General features: G+C 35.7%; 16 protein-coding genes. 6 read left to right on the plus strand and 10 right to left on the minus strand.

Annotated elements, in window-relative coordinates; translation table 11 throughout:
* Positions 1–33 precede the first annotated feature (33 nt).
* Together V7147_RS11870 and V7147_RS11875 are read right to left on the minus strand one after the other, a co-directional pair.
* The gene (locus V7147_RS11870) at positions 34–630 is read right to left on the minus strand and encodes a sugar O-acetyltransferase (RefSeq protein ID WP_335368071.1); all 597 of its coding nucleotides are present in this window, start codon (positions 628–630) and stop codon (positions 34–36) included.
* Between the two features lie 46 nt (positions 631–676).
* Positions 677–1123 carry a MarR family winged helix-turn-helix transcriptional regulator gene (locus V7147_RS11875; RefSeq protein ID WP_335368072.1) on the minus strand — a complete coding sequence of 149 codons (447 nt, stop codon included), beginning with the start codon at positions 1121–1123 and terminating at the stop codon, positions 677–679.
* A gap of 230 nt (positions 1124–1353) precedes the next feature.
* Here V7147_RS11875 and V7147_RS11880 point away from each other — a divergent pair, with 230 nt between their 5' ends.
* Positions 1354–1800 carry a MaoC family dehydratase gene (locus tag V7147_RS11880; protein WP_335368073.1) on the plus strand — a complete coding sequence of 149 codons (447 nt, stop codon included), beginning with the start codon at positions 1354–1356 and terminating at the stop codon, positions 1798–1800.
* A 165-nt stretch (positions 1801–1965) separates the two neighbouring features.
* Here V7147_RS11880 and V7147_RS11885 read toward each other — a convergent pair whose 3' ends face one another.
* The 3 genes from V7147_RS11885 to V7147_RS11895 form a co-directional block, all read right to left on the minus strand.
* Positions 1966–3057, minus strand: a complete 1092-nt coding sequence (locus V7147_RS11885; RefSeq protein WP_335368074.1) for a PQQ-dependent sugar dehydrogenase — start codon at positions 3055–3057, stop codon at positions 1966–1968.
* 196 nt (positions 3058–3253) lie between these two features.
* The gene (locus tag V7147_RS11890) at positions 3254–3577 is read right to left on the minus strand and encodes an AzlD domain-containing protein (RefSeq protein WP_335368075.1); all 324 of its coding nucleotides are present in this window, start codon (positions 3575–3577) and stop codon (positions 3254–3256) included.
* Positions 3574–4299 (minus strand): AzlC family ABC transporter permease, encoded by a 726-nt coding sequence (locus tag V7147_RS11895; RefSeq protein ID WP_335368076.1) that lies wholly within the window; start codon positions 4297–4299, stop codon positions 3574–3576. The genes V7147_RS11890 and V7147_RS11895 overlap by 4 nt, the downstream gene beginning before the upstream one ends.
* Before the next feature lie 99 nt (positions 4300–4398).
* On the opposite strand from V7147_RS11895, the gene V7147_RS11900 reads away from it, so the two are divergent.
* From V7147_RS11900 to V7147_RS11910, 3 genes are all read left to right on the plus strand, one after another.
* Entirely contained in the window at positions 4399–4950 is a 552-nt protein-coding gene (locus V7147_RS11900) for a helix-turn-helix domain-containing protein (RefSeq protein WP_335368077.1), read from the plus strand.
* A 679-nt stretch (positions 4951–5629) separates the two neighbouring features.
* Positions 5630–6556 (plus strand): FxLYD domain-containing protein, encoded by a 927-nt coding sequence (locus V7147_RS11905; protein ID WP_335368078.1) that lies wholly within the window; start codon positions 5630–5632, stop codon positions 6554–6556.
* A 57-nt stretch (positions 6557–6613) separates the two neighbouring features.
* Positions 6614–7282, plus strand: coding sequence for an HAD family hydrolase (locus V7147_RS11910; protein ID WP_335368079.1), 669 nt, complete (start codon positions 6614–6616; stop codon positions 7280–7282).
* An 80-nt stretch (positions 7283–7362) separates the two neighbouring features.
* On the opposite strand, the gene V7147_RS11915 is transcribed toward V7147_RS11910, so the two are convergent.
* Positions 7363–8514: an acyltransferase family protein gene (locus V7147_RS11915; RefSeq protein WP_335368080.1), complete on the minus strand. Its 1152-nt coding sequence runs from the start codon at positions 8512–8514 to the stop codon at positions 7363–7365.
* Positions 8515–8919: 405 nt separating this feature from the next.
* Here V7147_RS11915 and V7147_RS11920 point away from each other — a divergent pair, with 405 nt between their 5' ends.
* Entirely contained in the window at positions 8920–9300 is a 381-nt protein-coding gene (locus V7147_RS11920; protein ID WP_335368081.1) for a hypothetical protein, read from the plus strand.
* Positions 9301–9428: 128 nt separating this feature from the next.
* Here the strand turns inward: V7147_RS11920 and V7147_RS11925 are convergent, their stop codons facing one another.
* From V7147_RS11925 to V7147_RS11940, 4 genes are all read right to left on the minus strand, one after another.
* Positions 9429–10421 carry an NADP-dependent oxidoreductase gene (locus V7147_RS11925; RefSeq protein WP_335368082.1) on the minus strand — a complete coding sequence of 331 codons (993 nt, stop codon included), beginning with the start codon at positions 10419–10421 and terminating at the stop codon, positions 9429–9431.
* 171 nt (positions 10422–10592) lie between these two features.
* Positions 10593–11654: an alkene reductase gene (locus tag V7147_RS11930; protein ID WP_335368083.1), complete on the minus strand. Its 1062-nt coding sequence runs from the start codon at positions 11652–11654 to the stop codon at positions 10593–10595.
* 36 nt (positions 11655–11690) lie between these two features.
* Positions 11691–12539, minus strand: a complete 849-nt coding sequence (locus tag V7147_RS11935) for an alpha/beta fold hydrolase (protein ID WP_335368084.1) — start codon at positions 12537–12539, stop codon at positions 11691–11693.
* An 87-nt stretch (positions 12540–12626) separates the two neighbouring features.
* A complete protein-coding gene (locus tag V7147_RS11940) occupies positions 12627–13208 on the minus strand; it encodes a TetR/AcrR family transcriptional regulator (protein WP_335368085.1) in 582 nt (193 codons plus the stop codon).
* A 506-nt stretch (positions 13209–13714) separates the two neighbouring features.
* On the opposite strand from V7147_RS11940, the gene V7147_RS11945 reads away from it, so the two are divergent.
* Positions 13715–14909: IS110 family transposase (locus V7147_RS11945; protein WP_335368086.1), on the plus strand; the 1195-nt coding region annotated here is incomplete at its 3' end.

The raw sequence follows: 14909 nt of genomic DNA on the forward strand, positions 1-14909 counted from the left end.
TTAATTGCGATATATATTGTTACGATATCCGATTTAATACTCCGTCTCGTTCGTTTTTAGTCCAATTTTATCTTTTTCAGTTATTGGTCTGATAATCTTGGATGGCACACCCGCCACTATAACATTAGCCGGTATATCCTTCGTCACAACACTCCCGGCTCCGATAATTGAATTTTCGCCAATAGTCACTCCAGGAACAATCGTTACAGAACCACCAATCCAAACGTTATCCCCAATAGTAATTGGTAAGGATCGCTCATAACCTGCTTTACGCTCAATTGCATCAATGGCATGATTTGGTGTATACAAACTAACATTCGGACCAATCCACACATTGTTTCCAATCGTAACCTTGGCACAATCTAGTATGGTACAATTTGTGTTCGTATAGAAATTATCCCCTACTGTAATGTTATAGCCATAATCACAATTAAATGGTGATTCAATCCATGCATTTTCACCCACGGAATGAAATAAGTTTTTGATGATTTGGTTTCTTTTGTTACGTTGCGATGGTCGAGTGTTATTAAATTCAAATAACAAATCTTTAGCTCTCTCCCTTTCCTCGGTTAACTCCTTGTCCCAACTTATGTAGTATTCTTGATTTAACAATTTATCTTTTTCGTTCATGATTAAAATTCCCCTTTAGGTTAATAATTGTTTGGATAAGCAGTCTTCATTCAATAGATTCCTGTAAGTTTTTTAGCATTCCTAACAAATCTTTGTATTTTTCCTTACCAATACCATTTTCCGCTTTTTCTTGTATTTGCAACCAAATAGGTGTTGTTTCCTCTAATTTAACAATGCCCAAGTCGGTTATCGAAATAGACTTTGTTCGTAAATCATTTTTATCTTTTATAATGTCAACATAGCCACTTTTCTTAAGGATATTTACATTACGAGTTATTGTAGTCTGATCAAGTAACATTATCTCGCCTAGCCTGCTAATGGAAATCTGCTTATGTCGGGCAATGTTTACTAGCATATAATATTGGGTAACTTTTAATCCGGTAGATTGCATTTGCTTTTCAAAACTTTGCGTAACTGTTCTTGCTGCTTTTCTAAGGTTCGCACAGGCACAAAATTGTATAATATAGTCCATCTCATTGGATTTGTCTTTCATAAGGTAAGGCTCCTTTCGAATCTAATCAAGCCCAGTTGGTAATTATTTCTTGACAGATAATATGGTTATTAATACCATTATATATGTATATACATGGATTATGAAGACGAGAATGAAAAACTGTTCTTTTTTATAATTCTACGCAATATATGTATATACATACAAATCAAGTAATTACATTCAAAAGTTTGTGTTCAATTAACTAAATTTAGGGAATCGGGGGGTTAATGATGGTTAAGCAAGAACTTTATCTTGATGATTTAAAGGTGGGTGATACTTTTATCAGTGAAAAGTATCATTTAAGTGCAGACAAAATAAAAGGATTTGCTCGTGAGTTTGATCCACAGGTTTTCCATTGTGATGAGAACTTAGCGAAAGATACCTTTTTCAAAGGATTAGCTGCTAGTGGTTGGCATACTGCATCGATTACGATGAAATTATTGACAGCTAGTCTGCCTTTTACTCATGGGGTAATTGGAGCTGGTGGAGAGATAACATGGCCACAGCCAACTCGCCCAAATGATATTTTATATGTCAAGAGCACTATAAAGGAGATCAAACCTTCCAAGTCAAAACCTAACCAAGCTCTTTTATTTGTTGAGAGTGAAACGTTAAATCAACACAATGAGGTTTGTCAAATTTTAAAGGCAAAACTCCTAAGCTTTCGAAAAAGTTAAAACAAAAAGCACTCCAAATTTTAGAGTGGGTATCAAAATTTGGAGTGCAGATCGGATCCTGAGAAAAAAATATTCTAAACTACCAATTATCACACAGTCTAGGGTTCGCTAACACTCGGTTCTGGATGGACAGAATCTATTTTTTACTAGATCTTCTTCTGAAAATCATTTTAAATCTGAAAGTTTGATACGGTATAACTTATCGTCATTTGCCTGTGGATATCCGCGCCCATCTGAATTATTACTAATAAAATAAAGATAATTATCCTCAATCCGTACATCTCGAATTCTGCCAAGGCCAGTTATTACTTCACGGTAATCACCTGTTTCAAGGTCGAATTCCAAAACCGCAGTTCCTCTTAATGCGGCAGCATACAATTTTCCATTATGATCGGCCATTCCAGACGGTGCCCATGTTGTTTCTTTACCAGAAGTGAATAGCGGTGAAATCATCCCATCTTGCTCTTCATCCCCTTCAATAATTGGCCATCCGTAATTTTTTCCAACTTCTATTCTATTTATCTCATCATTTGCACTGTTTCCGTGCTCACTAGCAAATAGTGTTCCATCAGGCAACCAAGTCATTCCTTGAGGATTACGATGTCCATAACTATAGACGTATGAATTCGAAAATGGGTTATCAGTTGGAATCGAACCATCTAGATTCATTCTTAAAATTTTTCCACCTAATGAATTGGGATCTTGTGCTATTTCAGGCTCTGAAGCATCACCCGCTGTTGCATAGAGTTTACTATCGGGTCCTATTTTAAGCCTTCCTCCATGATGGTAGTTGCCACTTGGGATTTTATCGAGAAGCAAATTCCCTTCCCTCCAAACATTGCCCTCTAAATGAAGTGATACAATGCGATTAAATTGTCCGGCACTATCTTCATACGTATAATAGGCATAAGCTAGATTCGATTCCTGAAAATCGGGAGAAAGCACAAATCCCAATAATCCTGCTTCTGAGGCTGTTGCAAGGTCTTTCTCAAGTTCTACACTTTGCCTCTCCATTTCTTCGTTTTCTATTTTCACAATGGACCCAATTCTTTCTGTTAGATAGAAAGTATTGTTCATTTTTTCAATTGACCAGGGAACATCGAGATTTTTCGCAATCACTTTTAATTCACCATTCTTTTGCTGACTTGGTGTAGTGTTTTGCTCGTTATTGTTATGTACTGCATCTTGTTGATTATTTGAAGAACATCCAACTAATAAGAAAATAAGCACCATATATATAGTCACAATTTTTTTCAACGCTAATCACACTCCTAAAAAAGGTGTCCCAAAAGCTAGCTTTTATGACACCTTCAATTTATTATTTTTAACATCGATTTACTACTTTTTCACAGAATAGCGAATCCATAATGTACCGTGTTCCAGTCTTAATGGATTCAAGTTGAAAAAATGGTGTAAACCCGTCCCCATTTGTATGGATATTTCAGTGGCCTATTTAAAAGATAAACCTAACAGTAGCCATACTTACAATTCCCACGATAACGGTAACGGACAAACTCTTTGTCCATATGGCCACAATCAATGTTGGTACAATTGCGGTAAGGGCTCTCCAGTCAATTGATAGAAATGATTCATCTTGGATGATAAAACTATCAACGATTAGTGCAGTAAAAATACAAACAGGAATAAATGAAAGCCATTTGATTACAATTTTCGGGAGCATAATATTTCGTATCACGATAAATGGAATGATCCTTGGAACAAAGGTTACAAGGGCACACCCTATAATGATTAATAATATGGTTAGATTAATACTCATTTGTCTTTTACCACTCCAATAGTTGCAACAATTACTGTTGTTAGAATAATGGCAATATAAGAAGGAACAAACATACATAGGACCACCATTAGGATCACGACATAAAGGATTAATGATAGATAAAACTTCAATTTACCCTTTTCAATATTTTGCAATTGCAAAACGAGCAATGCCAAAAACATAGCCGTTAACGAAAAATCCAAACCAAAAACTTCTGGATCAGAAATCCATTTTCCAAAGACGGCACCCAGTATGCAAGATAAAATCCAGAATATATAAGCTGTTACATTCAACCCATTCATCCATTTATCATTAATCGTTTCTTTTTTTGCAATTTTATTAATAGCAACGCCAAACGACTCATCTGTTACAAGAGCCCCAATCCCGACATTCATCATTAAAGGATATTGTGTAAAATGGGGAGCCAGTGTCATACTTAATAAGAAGTTCCTCAAATTCACAATGAAAGTTGTAAAAACAATGACTGAAATCGGACTGCCTGATACTAACAAGGCACAAATAATAAATTGAGATGCTCCTGCGTAAACTAAGGCCGATAAAAGACCAATTTCCAATATACTTAGATTAGACGCTGCTCCAACAATCCCCATGGCAATTCCAATACTAATGTAGCCAATTAAAGTTGGAACGCAATCTTTAACCCCTTGAGAAAATGTAGGGAGACTTTCTTCGAGATTTATTTCCCTCGCTAATTCACTCATCGTTGCACCACCTTTTTCGTACGCTATCTTAAACAAACGTCTGTTATGTTATTTAAATGTATGTTATTATGAATACAAAAAAGAGTCAAGGTGATTTTTATGGAATTCATTCAAGAGGTTATAGCGAATAATCTTGCCACAATAAGAAAGACGCGAGGATTGAGCCTAGATAACGTGTCAGAACTGACTGGAGTTAGTAAAGCGATGCTAGCCCAAATTGAAAATGGAAAGTCAAATCCAACAGTCACCACTCTTTGGAAAATTGCAAATGGACTACAAGTATCTTTTTCAGGTTTTTTAAAGGAAAATGATAAGCCACAAATTGAAAAAATTAATGTAAATGAACTTAATCCAGTCATTGATGATGATGGAAATTATTTTGTGTATTCTATCTTCCCATTTCATCCGGAAAAAAAGTTTGAAATTTTCACTGTAGACTTAAAACCTGGTTTTAGGCATGTAGCTGAAAAGCATACAGGTGAGGAATATGTATTAATGCAAAGAGGAACACTTACACTTGATATTCAAGGGGAGAAATTTGCACTAAATCCTAACGAAGCTATTAAATTTAGTGCAAATACGGAACACATTTATATCAACTCTTCAGAAGAACTGGCAAGATTCTACACTATTATATATTATCCCGATTAATATCTAGATCTATTTGTTATTTAAAGATACGCACCTTACATAAAAGGACTGGATCACTATTGAATCCAGCCCAAACTTGTACTGATTTTTCGGTAATCTATAGGTAATTATTGCTCTCATAAAAACACTAGTCCAAGACACTCTTTTTACTTCACTCGTGGAGCTGGACCACTGCTCACCTTGATCCCATCGGTCATCCTTAGCTCAGCTCCGTCGATGCCGTCGACGACGTTTTCGACCATGCTTAGGTCCTCCCCAGCATCAATCCTAATACCGTTGGTAGCTTGTCGAATGACGTTGCTCTCAAGCCTAATGCCTGAGGGGATTCCTTTGCCTCGCCCGTCAGCACCAAGGTCCTCACTGAGCCGGATGGCCCAGAACCATTTTCAGCTTTTTCAACTGTAATCTGATTAGTCCTACAGCGGTTTAAACTTGTAGGGCTATTTTTACGGATTTTCTCCTCTACAACTATGAAACTTATTTTACCGCATTACTTTAGAACTACTACTTTAGGTAGTTTTTTTATGAAGCGTAACTTTTTTAAGAAGGGAAATTCTTAGACATGTTATGATGGTATAAAATATATATGGTTTTAAACACCTATAAGTGCGTGTACAAAAACTGTGTCATTTTTACAGGATTTTTGAACAAGTACGATAAACGTAAGGGTGGGGAAAATTTGAATAATTTAGAGGAAATTATACAGGAAATAAAGGAATTTCCGCAAGCAGATCGTATATTGGCATTTCGAGAAGTTCAGGACTTACCGACAATCATGTATGACGGTGAACCAATCCACTTTATTACTGTAGGGACACAAAATGGAAATAAGGGATTGTTGATAGCGACAGATAATCGGGTTCTTTTTGTTTATACGGAGCATTACATAACTAGAGCCTTAAAAATTCCATACAAAGATATTGAACATATCTATAAGGATCAAAAGGATATCGAATCAACAATTGAGCTGTTTTTTACTGAGACAAAAGTTGTGATTAACAAGATACCTTCGCTAGATGTTCCATCCTTTGTAGATATTGTTGAGAATTATATAGAGGAAATATTCGTTCTTAATGACCGATTAGCTTCCTCAAATCTTAATAAATCTTATCCACGAAAAGAAAATCGTATTTTTAAGGTATTCGGTTACTTTGGAATCGTTGTTTTTGTTGTTATAGTAATTGGCATTGGTATAAATATTTATGACCACTATGTTGGAACCGAAAAGCTTGGCACGGAAGATAGTAGTACAATAGCGGAAACCGAATATGAAGTAGTTGAAGTAAACCACAATCCCCCTGAGTATGCTTTATCAGTTGAGGATGCTGAAACAGAATATGGGCTTGAAATTTCAGAACTTGAGAAAACAAATGATGAATATTACGAATACATAACTGGTACCATTATAAATAATTCAGACCTAGAATATTCATCTATTTATGTTGATATTCAGCTGTTTGATAAAGACGGTCATGTAATTGATTCTACAATTGATAGCTTGGAAAAATTCAAGCCTGGCCAGACTTGGTCCTTCAAGACGGAATACTATAACAAGTACGCCGTTGACTTCAAAATTTCAGGTATTACCGTGTTTGAATTAAAATGAAAAATGTAAAAAATATGTTTAAATGATTAGGATAATACAAGATTGTAGGAGGGTGCTATGACGTTAAAATACAAGTGTTTAATTTTAGACCATGATGATACAGCAGTAAAAAGTACACCTGAAATACATTACCCTTCATTTATTGAAGCACTTGAAAATCTACGACCAAACGAGAGAACTATTTCTTTTAAAGAGTTTGTTGGATACTGTTTTAGTCCAGGTTTTTCTTCTTTATGTAAAAACATCATTAAATTTACAGACGAAGAACAACAATATCAACAAGAAGTCTGGAAAAAATATACCGAATCAACTGTACCGGACTTCTACGAACTGTTTGCAGAGACAATTCAAGAATATAAAAAACAAGGTGGAATTGTGACGGTTGTTTCTCATTCTGAGAGAAACCGAATTGAAAGAGATTATTCTATTCACTGTGGATTTGTGCCAGACGCAATCTTTGGATGGGAACTTCCTGAACATCAGAGAAAACCATATCCATATCCAATTAAAGAAATCTTAAAACGCTTTAATCTTCAAGAAAATCAAGCACTAATGTTAGATGACCTAAAGCCTGGATTGGAGATGGCAAGAAGTTGTAATGTAGATTTTGCTGCTGCTGGATGGTCTCACAGTATCCCCGAAATTAAAGAACAAATGAGATTAGAATCTAAATATTACTTTGAAACCGTAGAACAATTTAATCAATTTATATTTAAAAAAAATTGAGCAGTAAACAGACTAAATCACTATAGAAAAAACGAAGGCGTGCCGGAAAAGTACCGGAAAGCCTTCCGTTTTGGATCTAGCTACATTTCAATTCTAGTTTTATTTATTTCCCTCTGTTTATCCGCTTTTAAGCCGAACAAAACGCATAATATATTCACTCTTTGAATGATAAAGTGATACAAAAATAGAATGATTAAAAATGATATCGGTACTAAAAGCACTACTTTTACAGGTACTGCCCATTCCAAGTTATAGATAAAAAATCCTAGTATGATAATGACAGGTTGGTGAAGCACATAAAATGGCATGGATGCCTTGCTTGTATACTTTAATAGCTTATTAGAAAAGTTTAAGTATTTGTGACCTAGATAGAGAATAAAAAAGATTAAGTTCCACACTAAAATAACTCGAAGAATCATAAAAATAACCCAATTTATCGAGACATTCATCGGAAATCCACTGTACATTACCCAAGAGATATAACCAACTGAACTAAGTACACTTAAACACCCAGATAAAAATCCGACTTTACGTACATATTCCCTTAAAGATTCTCTCGAAAAAAAGTAGTATCCATAAACATATAATAGTAGATAAAAGATAATTCCCCAGCTTGCTAGATTCACAATCCCATTGACAGTTAAAGCTGCCACCGACAATGGGATTGGCAAGACAAGGTAATGGAAAAATCCAAAGACCCTATTTTTGACATTTTGTCTTACTCTTATAAAAACGGGCAGTGTAACAGCTGAAAAAAGTAATAACATCAAAAGATACCAAAGATGATGTCCGAAAAATGCGAAGTTACCTTCTCCGCCCATTTCTAGATATAATCCATTAAAGTAATGGGGAAAGAACTCCAGAAATGAACCCTCAAATTGATTATTTGTTATTCTCTCAATATAAACTTGAGGTGGTGACAAAAGAAAGATTCCTAGAAGTAACGGTACACCAAGTCGTAAAAACCGTTCTTTCATAAAACGTTGAGAATCTCTTTTTTTCAAGGCGTGAAATGTACCAACTCCAGAAATAACAAAGAATATTGGCATGATCCAATTGCCCACCAAGAGTGAAAAGAACTCGATATATGTATGATTAATGATGTTGTTCTTAATGTGCCAATCGAAAGAGTTAAAAAACATAGAACAATGATATAGGAACACCATAAGCATAGCCAATACCTTTATCCAATCTAAATCATAATGCCTTACAAATTGGTTATTATTTTCCATAAATTCTCCCTTGAAATACTTTTTACTGGATTATGCCTTAGTTTAAATAATTTCATACACCTTCATTTGGTTTTATTATCCAACATATTAGTTAAAAAGAACATATAAATTTATCCTGTAGCGTAAGTAAAATCACAGAGTGATAGATATTTAACTGCTAAAAAGTCGGTATCTCCCCAAGTCTCACTCTCACTCCCCACAAACCCTTGTGGCCCTTCTTTGTCTCTACTTTCCTGTAAAGATAACATTTTAATAATGGTTTTCATGACAGCATCTTCAATACATCGTAAAGTCATCAAAAACGAACAAAAATGTAATCGATATATTAGACTCAAGTATTACTTGAGTTACAAATATTTATTTAATAGTTAAAATGAAATCAACTTAAAACAAGGGGTGATTATATTGTTTGATATGGAAAAAATAGGTGGACAATTTACACAGATGAATTGGGATTCCGCCAACGGCTTTATTTTCTACGGAAAAGGTGGGGAAAATATGGTGACATATCAGCAGACTGAGGTGGTACCACGAAGAATACCGCATAAACAACAACGATTGGATCACGATTGGGACCCCACTGAATTTCACACAAAAAAACCGAAGGTCTACCGGGAAAAGTACCGGAAAAACCTTCGGATTGCCTTAATTTTTTATAGAGACAACAATTGTTGCGTGATAAAAAAGTTGTTTACTGATAAACGTAATACACCATCTTACATCGCTTATAGAAAATTGTTTCGAAAAAGAAAGTTCTTTACTAACCGTAAGGGTTGTAATATTTGAACAAGACTTCATGGAAAAAAAGTTCTTTACTGGTTTCCTTGTTCAACTAACGCACCTGTTAGTTGAAGAACATTTCTATTAGTAAGGTATCTTTTTTGTTGTGCTAGTGCTTATTCAGACACTCAGTATCACCTTAATTTAAGTATTACTTTCCCTTTAGCTTTACCTGTCTCTGTATACGCTAACGCATGTTTAGTATCTTCAAAAGGAAACACTCGGTCAATTGTTGGTTTCACTGTTCCTACTTCTAAAAGTTCTGATAATATTTCTAGCTGTTGACCGCTATGTTTCATAAAAAGAAAGGTGTATTTTATATCATACTTTTTTTCCAATCCAGTTATTTTTGAACTGACTAATGAGAGAAGTGTTTTCTTAATTAGACCAAGTCCCATTTCTTTTGCGAAACGACCATTTGGAGTTCCAGCGATAGAAACAATTTCACCCCCTTTTTTTACTGTCAAAAATGACTTCTCTAATGTTTCACCTCCTACACTATCAATTACTGCATCATAATCTATTATGACGTCTTCGAAATTCACAGATTTATAATTAATGATTTTATCTGCTCCAAGTGATTTGGTTAATTCAGTTCCTTCGCTAGAAGTCGTTGCAACATACGCTCCCATTTCTTTTGCTAGTTGTATAGCAAAAGTTCCTACCCCGCCTGAACCAGCATGAATGAGAACTTTTTGACCGTTTTTCACACTTAATATATCATGAAGAGCTTGGTATGAAGTTAATCCAACTAAAGGGATAGAAGCTGCTTCTTCAAAACTAAGATTTTTAGGTTTTAAAGCAATATCCGCTTCATGAACAGATAAATATTCCGCAAATGTACCCATCTTTTCTGAACGAGGACGACCGTAAACTTCATCACCTACATTGAATTTGGTTACCCCTTTACCAACTTCGATAATGGTTCCACTAAAATCGTTACCTAACGTTAAAGGCATGTCGTATTGCAACAAAAGTTTTAATTCGCCCTTACGTATTTTTGTATCAAGGGGGTTTATACTCGCTGCATGTACTTCCACTAAAACCTCATTATCTCTTATTTTGGGCATTGGTCGTTCAATAAAAGTAGGATCTTTTTTATATCCTTCTATTACAAATGCTCTCAAGCCAAAACGCCTGCCTCTCTACATTAATTACTAGTGAATTCCTGATTTTATTGTAAAACAAGATATCCTGAACTTCATCATTCTCTTTTAACGCAAACATTATGAAACTCCCCCAAAACTTGAATAGATATGGGGGCGTTTCATTAATTGTTCCTGCTGTTTATATGCCAGTTATTGTTTCATGGAAGGATAATCGATATATCCTTCCGCACCGCCAGCATACATTGTATTTCGGTCAGGTTCGTTCAATGGTGCGCCAACTTTTAAACGTTCCACCAAATCAGGGTTTGAGATTAACCAAGTTCCTACGGTAACAACGTCAGCCAATTCACTATCTACGTCTACTCCTAAATGCTCTAAAGGTCGTCCTGGTCGGTTAATAAGAAGAGCTTGCGACCATAATTCGCGAATTTCCTGTACTAATGGTTCATTTCCAAAGTGCATGACATGAAGATAGGCAAGATTAAGCTTATCTAACTCCGCAATTAAATAACGATACATATCAATATTTGTTTCCCCTTCTTCTATCCCGTTCAATGTTCCTTGTGGGGAAAAACGAATACCTGTCCGTTCTGCACCTATTTCTTCAACTACTGCTTTAGCTACCTCAATCGCAAATCTCGAACGGTTTTCAATAGAACCACCATATGCATCTTGACGGTGATTTGCATTTTCGCTTAAGAACTGTTGAATAAGGTAACCGTTAGCACCATGAATTTCAACACCATCTGCTCCAGCTTCAATGGCTGAGCGTGCTGCTAAACGAAATTCATTAATGACTTCTTTAATTTCTCCTTCTGTTAACTCTCTCGGTGTAGGAATTTCTTTCATTCCTTCTGCCGTGAAGATTTCCACATTCGGTGCAATAGCTGATGGTGCAACAGCTTGACGGTGATGTGGTGTGTTGTCAGGATGAGAGACTCGTCCAACGTGCATCAGTTGAATAAACAGTTTACCGTCTTCACTATGAACTTTTGAAGTGATTTTCTTCCAACCATCAATGTGAGCTTTAGTATATATACCCGGTGTGTTTGTATAGCCTTGACCGTCGTCAGAAGGTTGAGTACCTTCACTGATAATTAAACCAACTGATGCTCGTTGACGGTAATATTCAACCGCTAAATCACTCGGTGTCCCGTCTTCTAAGGCACGACTTCTGGTCATAGGTGCCATACCTATTCTATTCTTTAAGTTGAAATTCCCAATACGTACTTCATCAAATAATTTACTCATTATCAAGCTCCTTTTTTTGTTTGCTTATTATAAATCTTATAGTGATGTGGCATCTAAAAATGAATTCACATTCTCAGCAAATAACTCTGGAAATTGGAATAAGTGTCCGTGACCAGAATCGGGATAAATGATCAACTGGGCATTTGGTAACTTCTCAGATAAGATAAAACTATTTTTTGTTGGTACCATCACATCTTCGATGCCATTCGTCACAAGTGCTGGGTGAGGGATATTTTTCAACCAGTCATAATCTTGATCAGGCTTCGGTTGTGCCCATTTTGCAACAGCGTTTAGTTGAGCAGCTTGAACTTGATCTGAACTTTCAAATTGTTTCTGACTCATAATTCGTCGCAGAGAATCCATCCCAGCAGATTTACTTGTTTCAGTTGATTTGTAGAAGAAGAACATGAAATCGTCTATGGCATTGTCTACATTTCCTCCATGTCGTTTCATTCTTTCAAAAATCACTGGTTCTGGATTTACCCCTGCATCTGGAGAAGAACCAGCAATTATAATTCGACGAATAAGGTCTCCTTCTTGTAAAGCTAATTCTTGTGCAACCATTCCACCGATTGAAAATCCTAAAAGATCAACTTTATTTAAATCCAGTGCTTTAATGAACGTTGCGGCATCCTGAGCCATTTCACTAATAGTTTCTGGTGTTTGCCCATTTGTTTCCCCCACACCTTTATTATCAAAAAGAATGACTGGTCGTTCTTTTGCGATTGGAGCAACCATATTCGGGTCCCAATTTTCCATTGTTCCTCTAAAATGCACTAAGAAAACAACAGGTGTACCTGTTTCAGCCCCAAATTTTCTGTAAGCAAAACGCGTACCATTCGCCTCTATAAATGTTGATTCTGTCGGTATTGTGAATTTTGACATATGAATTCTCCTTATTTTTTATTTTGTTTTATCAAATTAACATTTTGAGAACGACCGTTCTAGAATTAATAAAGAAAAAAGAAAGCGCTAATCTAACACTCTCAACATTAAATCAAGGATACTTTCTAATTCCTCTTTTGAATAGTTTGTTTTAACCATGACCCTTAAACCAACAAGGTTATTATGCAGAAATTGGGCAGTAATTTGAGGATTTAGCTCTTCATTCAACTCGCCTTTTTTTCGACCTTCTTCAAGCATTTGCTCGAACATAACCTCAGTATCTTTAAACATTTTTGTCACTATATGTCTAATATCTTGGTCTAGTAAGGATAGCTCTACAGCAGCATTTACTGATAGGCAGCCTGTTGGATAGACGTCTAATTCAGCTGATTGTATAACATAATTAAAAACATCCCGAACAGCTTTCTTTACTGTTGTAGAGTTACTGATAATTCCAGTATATGTTTCGATAACAAACGTTTCATAGTAATTTAAAGAAGCTAAGAACAGTGAGCGTTTATCCCCAAATGTATCATATATACTTCTACGATGAATACCCATATAATCAACCAAATCTTGCATTGATGTTTTTTCATATCCTTGCTTCCAGAATAGTTCCATCGCTTTTCTAAGGACGACTTTCTCATCAAATTCCCTATTTCTAGACATTTTACTTCCTTCTCCTTAATGAACAATTTCCTTTAATAACATTTTAGAACGACCATTCTATAATTAGAGTACACCATTTAAATTGATTAGTAAAGAATCAATTAGTTTACTTTTTATTTTGTATAACTGCTCCGTTAACGTAAAAAGAAATTATTCATAGTAACCAAAAAGTATCTGGTTACTTTTTCAGTTAACCTGCTGCGCTAGTTCATTAAAAAAAAGCTTTACTCCTTCTTGAAGTAAAGCACCCGTTCGTATTATAAGGTCAATCAGAAAAGAAAATTTTTCTGGTTGACCATTTTTTATATCGATATATGATAACCGTAGCCGGGGTAGAACGTAAGCACCCGTGGGACTTGATCCCGTCAACTAAACAGTTCGCCCCCTACTTGTAGAAACATGATTGAGGCTGGTTGGGACAATGATCTCGTATAACAAGCGAAGCTATGAAACTACATGGAGAGTTAGGGGTTACCGGTTAATAGAATTTCAGGAGGAGATAAATGATGAATCCAGTCATAGGCCTGGATGTGGCAAAAGGTGAAAGTCAGGTTCAAGCATTCTTGGATAAAAAGCAGCCATACAAAAAGAGTTTTAAAATAGCACATACTCTCGAAGGATTAAGTAATCTTCTAGATTTTATTAAAGAGGTTGAGGATGTATCAGGGGGACGACCTCCTATTGTATTAGAGTCCACTGGACATTATCACACACCGATTATGCAATATTTTGAGGACAGAGGATATTTATTGATTATCGTCAATCCTCTCATTTCATATCGGGCTAAGAGTTCTAGTTTACGCAAAGTAAAGACAGATATTGTTGATGCTCATCACCTCTGCGAGCTGTACTATAAAGAAGACTTGGAGCCTTATAGACAACGAGGAATCCAACTTTTAAACCTGCGTAATCTGACAAGGCAACATGAAAATATTACAGGCATGTTTGTACAAACTAAACTGCAATTTCAGGCAGTTCTAGATCAAGTATTTCCTCAATACTGTGGGGTCTTTGGGTCCTTATATTCAGATATTTCTTTACTAACGCTACAAGCATTTCCTACTTCAGAAGAAGTCTTGAAAGAAAGCAAAGAAACCATCGCTAACACAATAAAGGAGCTATGTAAAAGTCGTTCACAACAATGGGCAAACAATCAGGCAGAAAAACTAATGGCTGCCGCGGTTCAAAACCCGTTCCAGAAAACCTTATATCATAGCCTTTCTTTAAGCTTGGGTATGTATATTAATATGCTTCTCGAATACAAAAAGCATCTATCCAAGCTTGAAATTGAGATAGATGCTTTAGCGAAAAGTATTGAAGAATATAAAATTATCCAATCAATCCCTGGAATCGGCGAAAAAATCGCTGCCACGATTATTTCTGAGATTGGGGAAATTGATCGGTTTAATCACCCTAAAAAGTTAGTTGCATTTGCCGGAACTGATCCAAGTGTCTTTGAATCTGGTACATTTAAAGGTACTTTAAATCGCATTACCAAAAGAGGTTCTAGTAGACTTCGACATGCCCTGTATATGGCCGTTAAATGTGCCATTCGTGATTGCCGTAAACAGAAAACGACAGATGAAATCCTTCCTCGTAACAAGCGATTACGAGAGTTTTATGATAAGAAACGTGAAGAAGGAAAACCCTATAAAGTGGCTGTAATAGCATGTGCAAATAAACTCTTACACTGGATTTATG

Origin of the sequence: Bacillus sp. JJ1521, assembly GCF_036965165.1 — a bacterium.
Classification (GTDB): domain Bacteria; phylum Bacillota; class Bacilli; order Bacillales; family Bacillaceae_L; genus Ferdinandcohnia.

Coding starts and splice junctions, on each gene's coding strand:
- V7147_RS11900 (WP_335368077.1), top strand. CDS start 4,399: ATGGAATTCATTCAAGAGGTTATAGCGAATAATCTTGCCACAATAAGA.
- V7147_RS11940 (WP_335368085.1), bottom strand. CDS start 13,208: ATGTCTAGAAATAGGGAATTTGATGAGAAAGTCGTCCTTAGAAAAGCG.
- V7147_RS11870 (WP_335368071.1), bottom strand. CDS start 630: ATGAACGAAAAAGATAAATTGTTAAATCAAGAATACTACATAAGTTGG.
- V7147_RS11880 (WP_335368073.1), top strand. CDS start 1,354: ATGGTTAAGCAAGAACTTTATCTTGATGATTTAAAGGTGGGTGATACT.
- V7147_RS11895 (WP_335368076.1), bottom strand. CDS start 4,299: ATGAGTGAATTAGCGAGGGAAATAAATCTCGAAGAAAGTCTCCCTACA.
- V7147_RS11930 (WP_335368083.1), bottom strand. CDS start 11,654: ATGAGTAAATTATTTGATGAAGTACGTATTGGGAATTTCAACTTAAAG.
- V7147_RS11935 (WP_335368084.1), bottom strand. CDS start 12,539: ATGTCAAAATTCACAATACCGACAGAATCAACATTTATAGAGGCGAAT.
- V7147_RS11910 (WP_335368079.1), top strand. CDS start 6,614: ATGACGTTAAAATACAAGTGTTTAATTTTAGACCATGATGATACAGCA.
- V7147_RS11890 (WP_335368075.1), bottom strand. CDS start 3,577: ATGAGTATTAATCTAACCATATTATTAATCATTATAGGGTGTGCCCTT.
- V7147_RS11915 (WP_335368080.1), bottom strand. CDS start 8,514: ATGGAAAATAATAACCAATTTGTAAGGCATTATGATTTAGATTGGATA.
- V7147_RS11875 (WP_335368072.1), bottom strand. CDS start 1,123: ATGAAAGACAAATCCAATGAGATGGACTATATTATACAATTTTGTGCC.